We start from the raw sequence: 18,247 nt of genomic DNA on the forward strand, positions 1-18,247 counted from the left end.
TTAACAAAACAACACAGCCCACAATTGTTTTAATTGTGGGCTGTGTTTTAAATATTAAGCTTCTTTCTTTTTCTTCTTGCTACTCCCCTTGGAGACAACTATTATCTCTTCTTTTTCTTTGTCGTAATTTATTTCGAGTGTATCGCCTTCGTGCACTTCTCCTTTCAAAATTTCCTCGGCTATTGGATCTTCCAAATATTTTTGAATGGCACGTTTTAACGGACGAGCACCAAAAGCGCTATCAAAACCTTTCTCGGCAATGAAATCTTTGGCCTCATCGGTCAATTTAATTTGATAGCCTAACGAAAGTACTCTTCCTAATAAACCTCTCAATTCGATATCGATAATTTTGAAGATTTCTTCCTTACCAAGAGAATTGAACACCACTACATCATCAATTCTGTTTAAAAACTCTGGCGCAAAAGCACGTTTTAAAGCATTTTCTATTACACCACGACTGTGCGCTTCGGTTTGACTTGTTTTAGCTGTTGTAGAGAAACCTACCCCTGCACCAAAATCTTTCAATTGGCGTGCACCAATGTTTGATGTCATGATGATGATGGTATTTCTAAAATCAACTTTTCTACCTAAACTATCGGTTAACTGACCTTCATCTAATACCTGCAACAAGATATTAAATACATCGGGGTGTGCTTTTTCAATCTCATCTAACAACACTACCGAGTATGGTTTACGACGAACTTTCTCCGTTAACTGGCCACCTTCTTCATAACCCACATAGCCCGGAGGCGCTCCTACCAAACGAGAAACCGCAAATTTCTCCATGTATTCGCTCATGTCAATTTGGATCAATGAATCTTCCGCATCGAACATGAAACGAGCTAACTCTTTAGCCAACTCTGTTTTACCAACACCTGTTGGGCCTAAGAAAATGAACGAACCAATTGGTTTCTTAGGATCTTTTAACCCGGCTCTGGTACGTTGTATCGCTTTGGTCAATTTCTTAATGGCATCATCCTGACCAATAATTTTGTCGGCAATGGTATCGTACATATTCAATAGTTTAGCACTATCGGTTTGTCCAACACGTTGCAACGGAATACCAGTCATCATTGATACTACTTCGGCTACGTTATCTTCAGAAACTTCATAACGCTTAGTTTTTGTCTCTGCTTCCCACTCTGCCTTAGCTTTATCTAAATCTTCCAATAAGTTCTTCTCCGTATCGCGTAATTTAGCTGCCTCTTCGTACTTTTGGCTTTTTACTACACGGTTTTTCTCTAACTTAATATCCTCGATTTTACTCTCGATAGCGATGATATTATCAGGAACGTGGATATTGGTTAGGTGAACTCTAGAACCTGCTTCATCTAAGGCATCAATAGCCTTGTCTGGCAGAAACCTATCGGTAATATATCTCGATGTTAAAGCTACGCAGGCATTAATTGCCTCTTCGGTATAAGTAACGCCATGATGTTCTTCGTACTTCTCTTTAATACGATTTAAAATTTCGATGGTTTCATCAGGTGTAGCAGGCTCAATCATCACTTTTTGGAAACGACGATCTAAAGCACCGTCTTTCTCAATGTACTGACGGTATTCGTCTAATGTGGTAGCACCAATACATTGTATTTCGCCTCTGGCCAAAGCTGGTTTAAACATGTTGGAGGCATCTAATGAGCCCGAAGCACCGCCTGCACCTACAATGGTATGAATCTCATCAATGAACAAAATCACATCGGTAGATTTTTCTAGCTCGTTCATTACTGCTTTCATGCGCTCTTCAAACTGTCCACGATATTTAGTTCCAGCTACTAACGAAGCCAAATCTAGTGTAACTACACGTTTGCCAAACAACACCCTCGATACCTTGCGCTGTACAATACGTAAAGCCAAACCTTCGGCAATGGCACTTTTACCTACACCAGGCTCGCCAATTAATATGGGATTGTTTTTCTTTCTACGCGATAAAATTTGCGACACACGCTCAATCTCTTTCTCGCGACCAACAATGGGATCTAACCTACCTTCTTCTGCAGCACGTGTTAAATCTCTACCAAAATTATCTAAAACAGGTGTTTTCGATTTAATATCCGAAACTTTTTTCGGAGCGGTAAAGCTTTCTTCCTCTTGGTAATCGTCATCGCCACCAGCTGTACCACCACCTTGTACCTCGTCTCTAAAACCGTTTTTATTAACCTCTACCTCTTGTTTAAAAATTTCGTAGTTAATACCGTACTGCAATAAAATTTGCGATGCAATGTTATCATCATCTCTTAAAATAGACAACAATAAGTGCTCAGTTCCAATTAAATCGCTTTTAAAAATCTTTGCCTCTAAATAGGTAATCTTCAAAACCTTTTCGGCTTGTTTGGTTAATGGGATATTACCTAAATTAACCGTAACACTCGAAGTACCCCTTACGGCCTCTTCAATAGAGCGGCGAAGTTTCAAGGTATCAACACTTAAAGATTTCAAAATCTTAATCGCCATACCATCTCCTTCGCGTATAAGGCCCAACAACAAGTGCTCAGCTCCTATATAATCGTGTCCTAACCTCAGGGCTTCCTCCCTGCTGAAAGAAATCACATCTTTAACCTGTGGTGAAAATTTAGCTTCCATAATTTGTATGTTATCGGGGACGACACTAAACTATAAATTTGTTTTATAAATACGGTGTTCCGATTTTTATATTTTATCAACAATTACGCCATATTGGTGAATTAAAGTGCATTTGCATTTCATTACACAACAGCCTAGCACTATAAATATGTTTTAAATGATGCTTTTGTTACCCTATTTGAATAAGATTTTTACAATCATATATACAGAAACAGCTCGATTGTCGGTTTTGTGTAAGCTTTTGAACCATGTAATTTACTGACAAAAGTTACAAATTCTAGTTGACAAGTAGAATTTTTGGCAGTTGATTTTTGATTTGAAAAGCAAAACCAGCGCTTCTATTTGAGGATAGTCCCGCTTTACGTTGCAATCTTTTTGAATTCTGACGGCGTCATTTCAAACGCATGTGAGAAATCTCCTGGCTAAGTGCTACTATCTAACAGATTTCTCTTCGTACCGCATCGAAATGACGCAACAAAAAGTATATCCATTTCAATCGGGTTTGGATAACAAAAGCCTGCGCAAACAACTTTGTCAACCTTACTATTCTACTGTCTATCACGATTGACAAAGTTTAAGGCGTTTAGGTTTAAGGCGTTTAAATTAACCGCAAAGTTTTGGAAGTTCTCGCAAAGCTGCCCAAAGAAAAAATATATCAATAAATTAATCTTCAAAAACATCATCCAATTTTAATACAAAACCTGGCAACACAGAAGAATTAACTTCTTCACTTAACGTAAATAATTTTGATGGTTGATATTTGCCTTCATCATCTAAGGTATAGATTAAAATGTATTGGTCGCTTTGGCTAACCACCCAATACTCTTTTACACCAAACTCTTCGTACACTTTATATTTGTGTAGCAGTTCCTTCTTATTATTTCCCGGTGATAGAATTTCGACCACCAAATCTGGCGCACCCAGACAACCTCTATCATCTAGTTTACTTTTATCGCAAATTACACAGATGTCTGGTTGTAAAACGGTGTAGATGTCTTTATCCTCTTTACTTTTCGAAGGAAAACGCACATCAAATGGAGCTACATATAAATCACAAGGTTTTCCATCTAAAAAATTAGCAATTGGCCTAAATAGGTTAGTCAAAACTTTTTGATGTACTCTCGATGGCGCTGGGCTCATCTTATAGATTTTCCCTTTAATCAGTTCTAATCTTTCATCAAAAAGCCAGTTGAGATAATTTGCATAGCTGTAAGTTAAACTCTCGTCAAGTTCGTTAAATGCGTAAACTTTCTCATTAGGAGGTGGATATGTTTTCGTTGTAGACATATACAAATATAAGAAAATCAGCGCAATAGCTAAAACTTCATCTTTTGAACACGAACCGCATTTAAAATGGCTAAGAATGCTACGCCTACGTCCGCAAAAACAGCTTCCCACATGGTAGCCAAACCACCAGCACCTAAAATGAGTACGATAGCTTTTACACCAAAAGCCAAGCCTATATTTTGGTAAACTATTTTCTTAGTGGCACGACCAATTTTAATGGCTGTGGCAATTTTGCTAGGCATATCGTTCTGTATTACTACATCGGCAGTTTCTATGGCAACATCACTACCTAAAGCGCCCATGGCCATACCTATATCGCTTAATGCCAAAACAGGAGCATCATTAATTCCATCGCCAACAAAAGCAACTACCCTATTTGGTTCTGCTTTTATTGCTTCCAACTTAGTTACTTTATCTTCGGGCAGTAAATCGCCATGCGCTTGATCAATTCCTAAATCAGTTGCTACTTTTTGCGTAATAGAAGTTTTATCGCCACTTAGCATTACAATTTTGTTTACCCCCATAGCATGTAAAGCGGTAATTGCCTGTTTTGCATCAGGCTTGGCCTCATCGGCAATGGTTACAAAACCAGCATATTTGCCACCAACAGCTAGCAAAACCGTAGTTTCTACCTTTTCATCTACTTCGTTAGGATAAGCAATTTTAAACTGTTTAAGCAATTTACCATTTCCAGCTAAAACTTCATTTCCATTAATTTCTGCCTTTAATCCATGACCTGCAACTTCTTTTACATTTTTAACCGGCAGTAGCTTAATGTCATTAGCATATGCTACAATTGCTTTGGCTATCGGGTGTGTAGATTGGCTTTCGATACTAGCCAAATAGCTAACCAACTCCTTTTCGGCAATTTCACTTTGTATTTCCTTAACCTTAAAAACTCCTTGCGTTAACGTTCCGGTCTTATCTAAAACTACGGTATTTACTTTTGTAATTAAATCCAAATAATTAGAACCTTTAAACAAAATACCATTCGCAGAGGCAGCTCCAATGCCACCAAAATATCCTAATGGGATAGAAATTACCAAAGCGCAAGGGCAAGAAATGACCAAGAAAATTAAAGCCCTATACAGCCAAACATTAAAATCGTAATTGGCTACAAAAAAGTAAGGCAATAAAATTAATGCAACGGCTAAAAAGAAAACAACGGGCGTATAAATTTTTGCGAACCTACGTATGAGCAATTCGGTTTTTGCTTTTTTGGCACTGGCATTTTGCACTAATTCTAAAATTTTAGAAAGTGCACTATCTTCGAACTTTTTTGTAACTTTTAAAGTGCTTACCCCATCTAAATTGAGCATTCCGGCAAGCACCTCTTCATTTTTCCTAATGGTTTTTGGTTTACTTTCTCCTGTTAAAGCAGCAGTGTTGAAACTTGCGCTATCATTTTCCAATTCGCCATCTAAAGGAGCTTTTTCTCCCGCTTTTAACTGAATAACCTCTCCAACAATAACCTCTTTAGAATTTACAGTAATATATTTACCCTCTCTAAATACGGTTGCTGTATTTGGCCTAACATCCAATAGTGCTTTAATGTTATTTTTTGCCTTGCTTACCGCAGCCCCCTGAAACAGCTCTCCAATACTGTAAAATAACATTACAGCTACCGCTTCTGGATATTCGCCCAAGGCAAAGGCTCCGATTGTTGCAAGCGCCATTAACAGAAACTCTGTGAAAATATCGCCTTTGGCAATGGTAGCATAAGCTTCTTTAATTACGGGCCAAGCTACGGGAATGTAAGCCAAAAGATACCAGCCCAATCTTAAATATCCCTCGAAGAAAGGAATTGATAATTGGTCGAATGCGATTGCAACAAGCAGCAGCACCAAGCTTGCTATTGCAGGTACATAGCTTTTAAAAGACCAAGCATCACCATGGTCGTGGTCATGCTCATGTCCGTCGGTATGTTTATCGTGTTGATGCTGATGTCCGCAGCAACTATCTGTTTCCTGTTGGTGTGGTGCCATATACTTGTTTAGAATTATTCAAAACTAAGGTTTTTATGTTCGATAACGTTTTAATAATGTCACATTATTTTTTCACCACACAATAAAAAGTGTTAAAAAATGTTAAATAGGATATAAAAACAAATCAGCATGAAAGCTTTCAGATTGTCTTCTTTCACCAATGAGTTTCTTCGCAGAATTGGACTAACCAAAATTTACGATTGGTTTAACAAGTAATATTTCTATTAAGAATAAAATAGATTTCACTTTTTATTTAACTTCATCTTTCTAATTTATTAAAGATGAATATCAATCAATTTAAAACCTTTTTTGCTGCACTTGGCGTTGTTTCGGTAAGTGTTGCAAATGCCCAACAAGCACCAAAAAAATTTATCGACCCTGCAAATATGGATCTTTCTGTAAAGCCGGGCGATGATTTTTATGCTTATGCAAGTGGTGTATGGGTAAAAAACAATCCGGTTCCGGCTAAAGAAACCCGCTGGGGTTCATTTAACGAACTTCGTGATTTTAACGTAAATGCAGTTAAAAACTTGGTAGAAACCGCCGCCGCTAACAAAGCTGCACCTGCGGGTTCGGTAACTAAGCGTGTGGGCGATTTCTATGCTGCTGCAATGGACAGTGTAGCTATCGAAAAACTAGGTTATACGCCAATTAAAGCAGACTTAGAAAAAATAAAACAATTGAATAGCCTACAATCTGTGTTAGACCATATTGCTTACATGCGTGTGAATGGTTTGGGCAGCGCAATGTATGGTTTTGGGGTTGGCCAAGACAGAAAAAATGTAAACAAGTACATGGTAAACATTTCTCAAGGCGGAACCACCCTTGGCGATAGAGATTACTACTTAAAAGACGATAGCCGCAGTGTAAAAATTAGGGAAGCGTACGATACTTATATGACTACACTTTTCAAATTAGTGGGCTATACAGATGCTCTGGCGCAACAAAAAGCTAAAACTGTTTTCACTATTGAGAAAGCTTTGGCAGAGGCACAAATGAGCCGTTTAGAAATGCGTGACCCCTACAAAACCTACAACAAATTAACCCTTGCAGATTTCAATAAAATTACGCCAAACATTAACTGGACAAGCACTTTAACACAATTAAAAGTTAACGGTCAGGATACAGTTTTAGTAAACTCTCCTGCTTTCTTTAAAGCTTTAAATGGCTTACTAACTTCAACCGATGTTGCCGATTGGAAAACTTATTTAGAATGGAATATCTTAAGAGGTGCTGCCGGAAATTTAAGTTCTCCATTTGTAAAAGCAAACTTTGCCTTTACACAAGCACAAACCGGACAAAAAGTTCAAACGCCACGTTGGCAACGCATGTCGTCGTTAACCGATGGGGTATTGGGCGATTTATTGGGACAACTATATGTAGCGAAGCATTTTAAACCTGCGGCTAAAGCTCGTATGGACGAATTAATTGCCAACTTACGCAAAGCTTTCGAAATTCGCATTAAAGGTTTAGAGTGGATGAGCGATGAAACCAAGCAAAAAGCTTTGGCAAAATTGCATGCGTTTAGACCAAAAGTGGGCTACACTACCAAATGGAAAAACTACGATGGCCTGGTGATTAACAGAACTACTTATTTCCAAAATTTACGTAATGCAAGCAAATGGGCGTATAACGAAAACATTAACCAATTAGGCAAGCCTGTTGACAGAGAACGTTTCGGAATGACGCCTCCAACGGTAAATGCTTACTACAGCCCTACCTTAAACGAAATCGTTTTCCCAGCTGGCATATTACAGTTCCCATTCTTCCACCCCGATGCCGATGATGCCATTAACTACGGTGGTATTGGTGCGGTAATTGGTCACGAAATGAGCCACGGTTTTGACGACACGGGCAGTCAGTATGATAAAGATGGTAACTTAAAAAATTGGTGGACTAACGAAGACAGGGCGAAATTTAATGCTAAAACAAAACTATTAGGCGAGCAATTTGATAAATACACCGTTTTAGATACCTTACACGTAAACGGTAAATTTACAATGGGAGAAAACATTGGCGACTTAGGAGGATTAAACGCGGCTTACACTGCTTTTAAAATGACCAAACAAGGTAAAAGCAACGAAAAAATTGATGGCTTTACACCAGACCAACGTTTCTTCTTGGCTTGGGCACAAGTTTGGAGAGGCAATGTTTTACCAGAAACCGCAGCCCAATTAATTAAAACCGACACCCACTCTCCTGGCCCGTACAGAACCATTGGAGCTCCGGTAAATATGGATGCTTGGTACAATGCATTTGATGTAAAACCCGGCGACAAGCTATACAAAAAACCAGAAGACAGGATTAAACTTTGGTAGGTTAATGTGATGATTTGACAATTAGCTAATTCGATGATTTTTGAATTAGCTAATTGTCTTTTCATTTTAACGGTATTGGCTAATCATCAAATCTGCTAATTATCACATTAGACATATTTCGCCTGTATCTTCTTTGGCAACTTACCCAGCACCAATTCCCGAGAACGGCTTATATGCTGTTTTAGTTCTGTTAGGTTAAACACCTCTAAATTATCTACAAAAACCCATTGCTTTTTCGCAAAATGCGGAGCCTGCTTAACACCGTCTTTGGCAGCCAGTTCGTCAAATTCTTCTGACGTACACTTCATACAAAAGCCATGTGTATCTAAATCTACCAGCACAAATATCTTCTCCTCAATCATAAAACAAAGGTGGTCCCATTTCATGCCCTCGGTGGTTCCCGGCAGGCTTAAACAATATTCTCTAAAACTTTCGATATCCATACGTTAAAGATAAGCAGCAGGCTCAAAATTCCAAGAACCAAAATTTATACTAAACAATTTTAGAAAAGCAAGTTTCTGTTACTATTACTGTTACTCCCGCCATCCGCTTTACGTTGTGCTCGCTCCTGTCGGGTTTAAAATGCAGGTAATATGCACAGGTTCACGTTTATTAAACCCAATTGAAGCGGCATCCTTTGAACGCAGTGAAAAGATACAGCGTAAAATGGGACTACATTACCCAAAAGAAACCAACTTACATTTTCCAATTAACAATACAACATTTTTTTACTTTTGCTACATGAATATCCTTACACCAACCGCCGATGGCTCTAATACACTTTTTAACGATGAAATTGGCGAACATTACCATTCTGCCCACGGTGCGTTGCAAGAAAGCAGACACGTTTTTATTGAGGCCGGGCTAAAACACGGCTTGGAGAAATTTGGAAAGACTGAAATTGATATTCTAGAAGTGGGCTTTGGTACGGGATTAAACTTTTTGTTGAGCTGCGCACAAACTGAAGAAGTTAATAAAAAACTGAACTACCATGCTGTTGAAGCTTTTCCGCTACCTCTTGCAAGCCTTACTGCTACAGGCTATCATCAATATGTATCGCCAAACATTTGGAACAGCTTTATTGAAAAATACGACACCGCTTTTGACAACTCGGCTGAGATATTGCCCAACTGTAAATTAGCAATTAGCCATACCACGTTACAAAATTTTTCTACACAAAAACGCTTTGATATACTTTATTACGATGCTTTTTCTGTAAGGCACCAACCCGAACTCTGGACCAACGAAATAATTGCACAGGCCTGTAGTTTCTTAAAAAATGGGGGTATTTTTGTAACGTATGCCATTACGGGCAATCTAAAAAGAGCCTTAAAAAGCTGTGGTTTCCAAATTGAAAAACTTCCTGGCGCACCAGGAAAAAGAGAAATGTTACGAGGTTTAAAAACCATTTAAGGCAAACAACTGTATAAATGTGTAGATTTTTTGCTAACTTATTCCTGTTATAAAACACCATATGCAAATACAACTACCTTTCATTGTTCGGCTTACATTTGCCCTTTTATCTATTTTAATGTTGGGCTATTTAGCCATTGTTGGCAAAAGCATACTTTCTCCTCTGCTATTCTCGTTATTACTAGCTCTTTTAATGCTGCCCTTAGCCAATTTTTTAGAAACCAAACTAAACTTAAAAAGAAGCTTTGCTACCCTGCTAACCGTACTTATTATGCTGGCCGTATTGTATGGCATTGGACATTTTTTTGCTATCCAATTAAGCGAGTTATGGAGCGACTGGCCTTTATTAGAAAAACAGGTTACCAACTCATTTCACGAGCTACAGCATTGGATTTCGAAGACTTTTAACATTAACATTAGCAAACAAGAAACCTACTTGGCAGATAGCGCCGAAAAAGCTTTAGCAACCAGCGCTACCGTAATTGGATCTACGCTAATTACCCTTTCGTCAAGTTTATTGTTCGTTGCTTTTACATTATTATTCACCTTCTTTTTGCTCAATTATAGAAGGTTGCTTTATAAATTTATTAGTACTGTTTTTATTGAAGAACATCGAATAAAAGTTACGCAAACCATCAACGAAATACAGTACATCATAAAAAAATACATCACCGGCTTATTTATACAAATGATTATTGTGAGCGTACTAATGGTACTCACCTTGTCTATTTTAGGTGTAAAATATGCTATACTTTTAGGTCTGGTTGCGGGTATTTTTAACATCATACCCTACTTAGGAATTTCGATAGCCCTAATTATTAGCATATTAATTACGTTTGCAACAGCGGGAGCCACTAAAGCACTTTTTGTACTATTTGCTTATGTTGGGGTGCACGCCATAGACGGCAACATTTTAATGCCTTTAATTATTGGCTCAAAAGTTAAAATAAATGCCTTAATTGCCTTTATTGGCATTGTTGTGGGCGAAATGCTTTGGGGCATTTCGGGTATGTTCTTGTGTATGCCTTATTTGGCAATGCTCAAAATTATATTCCAAAAAGTTGATGGTTTAGATTCGTGGGCAATTTTATTGGGCGAAGAGGAAAAACCTGTTCGTAAAAGGAAAAGTGCATCATTCTTTAAAAAGAAAAAAGTTATTAAATCTGATGAGTGATTCAAACAACAACTGGTCTAAATCTCCTCATATTCTTAATACATCTGCAAATTTACTAGGCTTTTGCTTTGTGGTACTTACTTCGAGCAAAATCACTAAAATGGATGAAGCCTCTTACATTGACGAAGGCACTACACTAGCCATCATTATTTTCATGAGCAGTTGCCTATTTTCTTTTCTCGCGATAAGAAGCCATGCCCACAGCCGTTCTTTAAAATTAGAAAAACTAGCAGATGTTTTATTTCTTTGCGGATTAATCATTTTATTTCTAATTACAATTCTAATTGCTTTTAACATTATATAATTATGCCCGCTAATATTATCCCCGTAAGTTCTCCAACTCCCGAAGGTGCTTTTTTGCGTTTATTAAATGTACTAGACACCCTGCGTACACAGTGCCCGTGGGATAAAAAACAAACCATGGAAACCTTAAGGCATTTAACTATTGAAGAAACCTACGAACTTTCTGACGCTATTTTAGATGGCGATATGCAGGAAATTAAAAAGGAACTTGGCGACGTGATGATGCACTTGGTTTTTTACGCCAGAATTGGCAGCGAACAAAACCAGTTTAACATTACCGATGTACTGAATGGGGTTTGCGACAAACTAATTAACAGGCACCCGCATATTTATGGCGATGTAAAAGCCGATACCGAAGAACAGGTAAAACAAAACTGGGAAAAATTAAAACTGAAAGAAGGCAACAAGTCTGTTTTGGCGGGCGTACCTACTTCTTTACCCGCTTTAGTAAAAGCAGGTAGAATACAAGAAAAAGCCAGGGGCGTAGGTTTTGATTGGGAAGAAAAACAACAAGTTTGGGAAAAGGTAGAAGAAGAACTCCAAGAATTTAAAAACGAATTTAACATTGATGAGGGTAAAGCAATTGATATTGAAAAAGCAGAAGGCGAATTTGGAGACTTATTATTCTCTTTAGTCAACTATGCCCGTTTTATCAATATCAACCCTGAAAATGCGCTAGAAAAAACCAACAAAAAGTTTATCAAACGTTTCCAATACCTCGAACAAAAAGCAAAACAAAGCGGCAAAGCATTGCAAGACATGACACTAGCCGAAATGGATATTTATTGGAACGAAGCGAAAAAACTGTAAGCAATTAACAAAATACAGCAGAAAAATCTTTGTGCTCTTAGTCTCTTTTCGATTAACATGAAAGCTCCGAGAACCCTTATATATTAATCTAACTTTTTCACTTTACCAGAACCAAAAACCCTTTGATTAACATCGGCATTGCCCGTATAATAAATAGTACCCGAACCGCTAATTAAAACGTTAATTTCTCCTTCTGTGTGTATATACGCGCTACCAGAGCCACTAATTTTTGCCGAAAGCGAACCTACTTTTAAAGCTCCTTTTTTTGACAACACCCCAGAACCACTAATAGTTACATTGGCTTCGTCTGTTTCTCCAGAAATATTTAGTTTTCCAGAACCACTCACTACGCCCGTATATTCGCCTACAGCCATATGAGCATTAATGGCGCCCGAACCGCTTAATGTTGTAACTAATGAATTTTGATTGATGGTACCTTTCACCGTAATTGAACCGTCGCCACTCATGGTTAAACTTTTAATGGCTTTAGCATTTACATGGGCAATAATCTTCTTGTTTTTATACTTGTGCGCCCAGCTAGTCCAGCTCATTTTTGGGCGAATGATTAATGCACCACCTTTTACCTCGGTAACCAATGTAGAGATAGCCTCCTCATCGCCTTCAAATTTAACACCCTCGGTAGCGCCCAATGTAACTATTACTTGCAAAGGCCCTCCAGCGGCAACAGCGTTGAAATTTTTAATTTCAGTATTCTTAACCTTAGCTTTTACTTTAGTTTTTGCAATACCAATGTTAACTGGCAACTCTGATTGAACAGGCTGTGTACTAACGACTGCTATGGCTAACATTAAGCCAATAGAAATATATTTTTTATTCATTGCATGTAATTTATATATCTAAAAGACGTAAGTAGTTTTAGAAACGTTGCATCATTTAAAAACTTATTTAACCTATTCTGCTTTTTTAACATTTACATAAAAGTTTCTGTCTATTTTAAAGTTTTCCGAATTTACAGAGCCATCTATTTTTATCGATTTCCAATCGTTTGTAGGTTTAATTAATGAATATTCACCAGCTTTTAAACTCACTTTCACAGGCATATCGAAACCTTTAACATCGGTTAACCACCTGTACTTTAGCGTGCTATTTTCTATCTTATACTCTAACGTAGGTATTTTAGCATGACGTAAATATTGATCAAAAACCTTATTAAGCTTTAAACCGCTTTGTTTAGCAATATAATTTTCTACTTGGGCAGAGGTTACCGTTTGGTGGTAAAATGTTTTGTTCAATCCTCTTAAAATTCCCCTGAATTTTTCATCGTTATTAATTAACTGGCGTATGGTATGAATAATATTTGCTCCTTTATTGTACATGTCACCATCGCCCTCGGTATTGGTGTTGTACACACCAATAAGCGTATTTTTATTGCCAATATTTCTTCGTTGACCAATCACATAATTTTCGCTGGCGGTTTTGCCTTGCGTACTTTCGGTAAATAAAGCTTCTGAGTATGTGGTAAAACCTTCGTGTACCCACATATCGGCAACATCTTTGGTGGTAATGTTGTTCCCAAACCACTCGTGCCCTGTTTCGTGAATGGTAATAAAATCCCATTTTAAACCATGCCCAGTACCAGATTGATCCCTACCTAAATAACCTTTCATAAACCTATTACCGTAGGCTACCGCACTTTGATGCTCCATACCCAAATGCGGTGCCTGTACTAATTTATAACCATCTTTATACCAAGGGTACGGGCCAAACCAGTACTCAAACGATTTCAACATAGGTTTTACGTCGGCATCCCAATGTGGACGAGCTTTTGCACTATCTTCTTTCAGCGAATAAAAATCTAATGTTAGCTTACCTTTTTCGCCATCATAAGTATCGGTCCAATGCGCATATTTGCCAATATAAAAAGCTACATTGTAGTTATTTATCGGATTATCGACAAACCAATTGTGTTTAGTGTAGCCATTTTTTAAATCGGTTTTACCTCTAAAACGGCCATTGGCAATACAATCTAAGTCGCTTGGGGCGCTAACGCTAATGAGCATACTGTCCACCTCGTCGCTTTGATGGTCTTTAGTTGGCCACCACACACTAGCACCTAAACCTTGGCAGGCTACGGATACAAATGGATTGCCAGATTTGTCTTTTTTAAAGATTAACCCACCATCCCAAGGGGCATTTTTTGCAATGGTAGGGTTGCCACTGTAAAAAACCGTAAAACTATCTTTGCTACCTTTCTTTATTTTGGGGAATTTCACAAAAACGGCTGCAAACTCTCTCGTAAATGGCAATTCCTTACTTTTGTAAACTACTTTTTCTACTTTCAAGTTTTCAAATAAATCGAACTGTAGATTTTCAAAATCTTTGGTTGCGGTAAATACAAATTCATTACTACCACTTACCGACTTATTGTCGATGTCTATTTTCACATCCAGATGATAGTAATTGATATCATAACAGGTTCTGAAATCTGTTAGTGCCCCTCTTAGCGATTTTGCCCTATCGGTTTTTTCATTGCTGCCTAACATATTTTGGGCAAACGTTGCTAGCGAAAAACTAGCAAAAAGTAAAGAAAGGAATATCTTTTTCATTTTTATATCGACTACAATTTTATAAAGGTTGTTTTAGGATGGGTTAGCACCTCGTTATGCTAAACTTACTTTAATATGGGTAAAGATAAAAAAGAAGGATTTACATTATCGTAATAAATTCGATGGATAGCCTTTTGAAAATCGCTAGGTTGTGCCTCGTAAATATTCATAAATTTTTGAGGATTTCTATCGGCTAAAGGAAACCATGAATGTTGTACTTGTATCATTATACGATGGCCCTTTTTAAAAGTATGTCCAACATCTGGCAACGCATATTTCACCGCAGTAGCTTCGTTTGGCACAAAAGCTTCAGGCTTTTCAAAACTGTTCCTGTATTTGCCCCTTAAAATTTCGCCACGAACCAACATTTGGTAACCAGCCATCATTTTGTTCCTATCAATCGGAGAAATTTCTTTGGTATCTTCTGGATAAACATCTATCAATTTCACTACATAATCTGCATCGGTACCCGAAGTGCTCACGAACAAATTGGCCAATACAGGGCCCGTAATCGTAATATCTTCTGTTAAAACATCAGTTTGATAAGTTTTTACATCTGGTCGTCTAGCAGCAAAGCGCTGGTCGTCTATCATGTATTCTCTGGTACGGTTAGCTTGCACACCATCTTGGTAAGGAACCGGCGCATTTGGATCGCTCACATATTCATCAAAGCTATTGTTGGCAGCTGGTTTTATGAACGACAGTTTCCCGTTAGGATAGAAATACAAAGATTTTAATTCTACATTTTGCGGTGGCCAAGTATTGAACTTTTTCCATTGATTGCTACCGGTTAGGAAAATATTGGCTTCAGCAGCATCAAATTTACCTTCGCCTTTTAGGTAATATTTAAAGAAAGGCAGTTCTAAGTTATCTTGGTAATAAGTGCTGGTTGCAGTACCGAAGTTAATATCGCCAAAGCTATCGCCTTTGCCACGTACCCAACCGCCATGAAACCACGGGCCAGCTACTAAAATATTGTTTGCTTTCGGGTTTTGCTTTTCGATAGCTTTATAAGTCTCGAAAGCGCCATAGGCATCTTCTGCATCAAAAAAACCACCCACTACCATTACAGCAGGCTTCACATCTTTTAAATGTTTTACAATTTGACGGGCTTGCCAAAAGGTATCTAGGTTAGGATGCTTAAATAGGTTGTTCCAAAACTTGATGCTATCGCCAAAATATTTCTCTTTAAGATTTTTTACCGAACCAGCTTCTAAATAGAAACGGTAGTTATCCTTAACTGGAAATTCAAAAGGTCTGGGACCTTGGTCTGGCGTAATTGGTTTGGGACGCGGTACGCCGAACGAGCTCATAAACTTAAAAGCATCCATTAAAAATAGCGCACCACCATGATGGAAATCGTCGCCAATAAACCAGTCGGCAATTGGTGCTTGCGGCGAAACCGCCTTTAGGGCCGAATGCGACTTAATTAAGCTCGTAGTAGAATAAAACCCAGGGTAAGAAATACCGTACAAGCCTGCTTTACCATTATTATTTTTGATGTTTTTCACTAACCAGTCGATGGTATCGTAAGTATCTGTACTCTCGTCGATGTCTTTTTTGCCTTTGCCTAAGTTAGTAGGTCTAATGTCTTCAAAATTTCCTTCGCTCATCCAACGGCCACGCACATCTTGGTAAACAAAGATAAAGCCTTCACGCATTACTGCTGGGTAGTTACCTAAACTGGTTTTGTAGTCATTTTCGCCATAAGGCCGTACCGTGTATGGCGTTCTGTTAATTAAAAAAGGATATTTTTTACTAACAGATATATCTTTTGGGATATAAATGGAAGTAAAAAGCTTGGTACCATCACGCATCGGGATTAGACGTTCGATTTTAGTGTAATGGCTGCGTACATAAGCCGAATCTGTTTCTTGTGCAAAAGTGATTTCTGCGAAGAAGCAAGAAACTAAAAAAAGGGTTAGTAAAATTCGTTTCATTTGTGGTTGAGTTTATGCTGAAAGCAAAAGCTTAAGGCTGAAAGCCCTTAATTGAGAAGCAACGTAAATAAATCGTCATTTCGACAGCCTGCTTCGCCCATTCGGAGAGGTAAGAGAAGAAATCTGTAAGCTAAACTCATCTAGGTTGTAGATTTCTCCCCGAAGAAAAATCAGATCGAAATGACGACAAAATGTTAGTGATCGCTATCGGCAGTATCTATTTGCTTACGAAAAGCAATGCCCATAATTAAAAAAATCACGGCTATAATGGTCCATATCAAACAATCACTTTTAAATGCCAATAACCCCAGCAGCAATGCTGACAGGCCAACAGCAAAAAACGGAAGATTTCTTAAATTTATCATACTCAAACTTAGAAAAAGTTGGTTAGATAAGCAATAATAATTGTATGAAAAGAAACTTTGTCTAACTCTTCTCTACCATTGAAAAATATTTAGAAACTAGAGAAAATACAAGCATGTAGTTTTTATAGAGGAAAATTAAATGAAAGTTTTGTTTTAGCAGAGAGTGTATTCGGCTGGTGATAACACCAACCGAAGGAGGAAATAAATGGAAATTTTGGTTCAAGCTTTATGTTTACCATTGAACATGGGTTTTGATAGAACTGATTAAAGTTTTATATTAGATTGATGAATACATAATTATATGAAATATATCCCCACAATATTTTTCGTTATTTTATCTTCTGTGTCGTTTGCTCAATGGCCATCGGGAGCAAAGAATATTATGACAAATAATTTATTAAGAGGGTTTGATGAAGTTTTTGTTATCGACAGTTTAGGTAAAGAAAAATTGGCTAATTGTATTATTAGGGGTATTGAGGCATACTACCCCAATTTTGATGAATTCAAAAAAGTATCGCAACAAGAATTGATATTAACAGAAAATAAGATTAAACAATCTTGTATCAATCAGTATAAAAGTGAAATAGATGTGTTTTATACAAAATGGACAGTTTTGGAAAAATTGATATCTACACAACCTGATATATTATTAAATGCGGTAGGTATTTATGCACCAGAATTTAAAAAATTCCCAATGAATGTTAAAACATATTTTTTAAAGCGTTCCTTGGAGCTGATTAAGGCAGACTTTCCAATAGGTATACCAGCAAACATTAGTTCTGAATATCAGAAAAAAATTGGACAAAAGATTACGAAGGAAATCAATACAAAATTTAAATAAAAAGGTGTGGTAAGGTGGTATTATATAATTACGATTTTTTTATTGGTTAATACTATAGATAGTTACTCCCAATGGACTGAAAAGCAAATGAAAGCCTTTGTTGATATGACAATTGTTGAGTTAAATAAAAGTCGAGCTGTAATTCCTAATGATTTAAAACAAGACATCGCTAATTGCCTACTTGAAAAAAATATGCTCAAATATCGAAGAGTGGTAGATATGAATAAATATAGTCAAGTAGCAATTGAAGAGACATCCAAAATTTTCTTAACTGATTGTTTTGAAAAATTTTCAAAAAGAATGAATTCATCTATGTATTTGAAATGGGATTTGTTAACGTTTGAAATATTTAAAAACATGGTTTCTGAAATCAGAGAATTTGATAAAATTAGAAAGGATAAGTTTCAGGAATTTTGTTTAAGAACCTACTATGAATTGAAAAAGAAGTATCCCTATGGCATGCCATTGAAAAATGCTGATAATGAATTTGCAGAAGTTTTGTTAAATTCAATTTTAGAAATAGGAATTGTAAGAGAATATACCATTTAAAACTTTATTAAAATATTATTGGCAATCGTATCAAAAGAGTAATACCTAGTTTCATTGATTTACTCTACGCTTTTAATAGTGGTTGATAAGTCTTGAATAAACAATCGCAAAC

Annotated in this window: 15 protein-coding genes; 7 read left to right on the plus strand and 8 right to left on the minus strand. The window is 37.2% G+C overall.

The features are described 5' to 3' along the window. Positions 1–54: 54 nt before the first annotated feature. From B3I52_RS00875 to B3I52_RS00885, 3 genes are all read right to left on the minus strand, one after another. On the minus strand, positions 55–2,583 hold the full coding sequence (locus tag B3I52_RS00875) for an ATP-dependent Clp protease ATP-binding subunit (RefSeq protein WP_293297460.1): 2,529 nt from the start codon (positions 2,581–2,583) through the stop codon (positions 55–57). 663 nt (positions 2,584–3,246) lie between these two features. Then, positions 3,247–3,870, minus strand: a complete 624-nt coding sequence (locus B3I52_RS00880) for a Uma2 family endonuclease (RefSeq protein ID WP_293297463.1) — start codon at positions 3,868–3,870, stop codon at positions 3,247–3,249. A 29-nt stretch (positions 3,871–3,899) separates the two neighbouring features. Continuing rightward, the gene (locus B3I52_RS00885; RefSeq protein WP_293297465.1) at positions 3,900–5,855 is read right to left on the minus strand and encodes a heavy metal translocating P-type ATPase; all 1,956 of its coding nucleotides are present in this window, start codon (positions 5,853–5,855) and stop codon (positions 3,900–3,902) included. Positions 5,856–6,136: 281 nt separating this feature from the next. Here B3I52_RS00885 and B3I52_RS00890 point away from each other — a divergent pair, with 281 nt between their 5' ends. Beyond that, positions 6,137–8,173 carry a M13 family metallopeptidase gene (locus B3I52_RS00890; protein ID WP_293297468.1) on the plus strand — a complete coding sequence of 679 codons (2,037 nt, stop codon included), beginning with the start codon at positions 6,137–6,139 and terminating at the stop codon, positions 8,171–8,173. Positions 8,174–8,280: 107 nt separating this feature from the next. Here the strand turns inward: B3I52_RS00890 and B3I52_RS00895 are convergent, their stop codons facing one another. Further along, positions 8,281–8,616, minus strand: a complete 336-nt coding sequence (locus B3I52_RS00895) for an MmcQ/YjbR family DNA-binding protein (RefSeq protein WP_293297471.1) — start codon at positions 8,614–8,616, stop codon at positions 8,281–8,283. 139 nt (positions 8,617–8,755) lie between these two features. Between B3I52_RS00895 and mnmD the strand changes: the two genes are divergently transcribed. The 4 genes from mnmD to mazG all read left to right on the plus strand — a co-directional run bounded on the left by mnmD (position 8,756) and on the right by mazG (position 11,873). Then, complete coding sequence (gene mnmD, locus B3I52_RS00900; RefSeq protein WP_293297473.1) at positions 8,756–9,586, plus strand: tRNA (5-methylaminomethyl-2-thiouridine)(34)-methyltransferase MnmD; 831 nt, start codon at positions 8,756–8,758, stop codon at positions 9,584–9,586. Positions 9,587–9,647: 61 nt separating this feature from the next. Beyond that, entirely contained in the window at positions 9,648–10,760 is a 1,113-nt protein-coding gene (locus tag B3I52_RS00905) for an AI-2E family transporter (protein ID WP_293297476.1), read from the plus strand. Then, positions 10,753–11,064, plus strand: a complete 312-nt coding sequence (locus B3I52_RS00910; RefSeq protein WP_293297479.1) for a hypothetical protein — start codon at positions 10,753–10,755, stop codon at positions 11,062–11,064. Before B3I52_RS00905 ends, B3I52_RS00910 begins: the two co-directional genes overlap by 8 nt. A gap of 2 nt (positions 11,065–11,066) precedes the next feature. Further along, positions 11,067–11,873: a nucleoside triphosphate pyrophosphohydrolase gene (gene mazG, locus B3I52_RS00915; protein WP_293297482.1), complete on the plus strand. Its 807-nt coding sequence runs from the start codon at positions 11,067–11,069 to the stop codon at positions 11,871–11,873. An 83-nt stretch (positions 11,874–11,956) separates the two neighbouring features. Here mazG and B3I52_RS00920 read toward each other — a convergent pair whose 3' ends face one another. From B3I52_RS00920 to B3I52_RS00935, 4 genes are all read right to left on the minus strand, one after another. Further along, positions 11,957–12,712, minus strand: coding sequence for a head GIN domain-containing protein (locus tag B3I52_RS00920; protein WP_293297485.1), 756 nt, complete (start codon positions 12,710–12,712; stop codon positions 11,957–11,959). Between the two features lie 72 nt (positions 12,713–12,784). Then, positions 12,785–14,440 (minus strand): M1 family metallopeptidase, encoded by a 1,656-nt coding sequence (locus B3I52_RS00925; protein WP_293297486.1) that lies wholly within the window; start codon positions 14,438–14,440, stop codon positions 12,785–12,787. Between the two features lie 65 nt (positions 14,441–14,505). Beyond that, positions 14,506–16,380 carry a CocE/NonD family hydrolase gene (locus B3I52_RS00930; protein WP_293297489.1) on the minus strand — a complete coding sequence of 625 codons (1,875 nt, stop codon included), beginning with the start codon at positions 16,378–16,380 and terminating at the stop codon, positions 14,506–14,508. Between the two features lie 194 nt (positions 16,381–16,574). Then, on the minus strand, positions 16,575–16,745 hold the full coding sequence (locus B3I52_RS00935; protein WP_293297492.1) for a hypothetical protein: 171 nt from the start codon (positions 16,743–16,745) through the stop codon (positions 16,575–16,577). A 382-nt stretch (positions 16,746–17,127) separates the two neighbouring features. Between B3I52_RS00935 and B3I52_RS00940 the strand changes: the two genes are divergently transcribed. Together B3I52_RS00940 and B3I52_RS00945 are read left to right on the plus strand one after the other, a co-directional pair. Continuing rightward, the gene (locus tag B3I52_RS00940; RefSeq protein ID WP_293297495.1) at positions 17,128–17,586 is read left to right on the plus strand and encodes a hypothetical protein; all 459 of its coding nucleotides are present in this window, start codon (positions 17,128–17,130) and stop codon (positions 17,584–17,586) included. Positions 17,587–17,673: 87 nt separating this feature from the next. Next, complete coding sequence (locus B3I52_RS00945) at positions 17,674–18,135, plus strand: hypothetical protein (RefSeq protein WP_293297498.1); 462 nt, start codon at positions 17,674–17,676, stop codon at positions 18,133–18,135. Positions 18,136–18,247: the final 112 nt, after the last annotated feature.

Origin of the sequence: Pedobacter sp. UBA4863 (assembly GCF_002399615.1) — a bacterium.
Classification (GTDB): Bacteria; Bacteroidota; Bacteroidia; order Sphingobacteriales; family Sphingobacteriaceae; genus Pedobacter.

What these genes read in the sequence shown, in the direction of transcription:
- B3I52_RS00875 (WP_293297460.1), bottom strand. Translation starts at nt 2,583, where the DNA reads ATGGAAGCTAAATTTTCACCACAGGTTAAAGATGTGATTTCTTTCAGC.
- B3I52_RS00880 (WP_293297463.1), bottom strand. Translation starts at nt 3,870, where the DNA reads ATGTCTACAACGAAAACATATCCACCTCCTAATGAGAAAGTTTACGCA.
- B3I52_RS00885 (WP_293297465.1), bottom strand. Translation starts at nt 5,855, where the DNA reads ATGGCACCACACCAACAGGAAACAGATAGTTGCTGCGGACATCAGCAT.
- B3I52_RS00890 (WP_293297468.1), top strand. Translation starts at nt 6,137, where the DNA reads ATGAATATCAATCAATTTAAAACCTTTTTTGCTGCACTTGGCGTTGTT.
- B3I52_RS00895 (WP_293297471.1), bottom strand. Translation starts at nt 8,616, where the DNA reads ATGGATATCGAAAGTTTTAGAGAATATTGTTTAAGCCTGCCGGGAACC.
- mnmD (WP_293297473.1), top strand. Translation starts at nt 8,756, where the DNA reads ATGCAGGTAATATGCACAGGTTCACGTTTATTAAACCCAATTGAAGCG.
- B3I52_RS00905 (WP_293297476.1), top strand. Translation starts at nt 9,648, where the DNA reads ATGCAAATACAACTACCTTTCATTGTTCGGCTTACATTTGCCCTTTTA.
- B3I52_RS00910 (WP_293297479.1), top strand. Translation starts at nt 10,753, where the DNA reads ATGAGTGATTCAAACAACAACTGGTCTAAATCTCCTCATATTCTTAAT.
- mazG (WP_293297482.1), top strand. Translation starts at nt 11,067, where the DNA reads ATGCCCGCTAATATTATCCCCGTAAGTTCTCCAACTCCCGAAGGTGCT.
- B3I52_RS00920 (WP_293297485.1), bottom strand. Translation starts at nt 12,712, where the DNA reads ATGAATAAAAAATATATTTCTATTGGCTTAATGTTAGCCATAGCAGTC.
- B3I52_RS00925 (WP_293297486.1), bottom strand. Translation starts at nt 14,440, where the DNA reads ATGAAAAAGATATTCCTTTCTTTACTTTTTGCTAGTTTTTCGCTAGCA.
- B3I52_RS00930 (WP_293297489.1), bottom strand. Translation starts at nt 16,380, where the DNA reads ATGAAACGAATTTTACTAACCCTTTTTTTAGTTTCTTGCTTCTTCGCA.
- B3I52_RS00935 (WP_293297492.1), bottom strand. Translation starts at nt 16,745, where the DNA reads ATGATAAATTTAAGAAATCTTCCGTTTTTTGCTGTTGGCCTGTCAGCA.
- B3I52_RS00940 (WP_293297495.1), top strand. Translation starts at nt 17,128, where the DNA reads ATGACAAATAATTTATTAAGAGGGTTTGATGAAGTTTTTGTTATCGAC.
- B3I52_RS00945 (WP_293297498.1), top strand. Translation starts at nt 17,674, where the DNA reads ATGAAAGCCTTTGTTGATATGACAATTGTTGAGTTAAATAAAAGTCGA.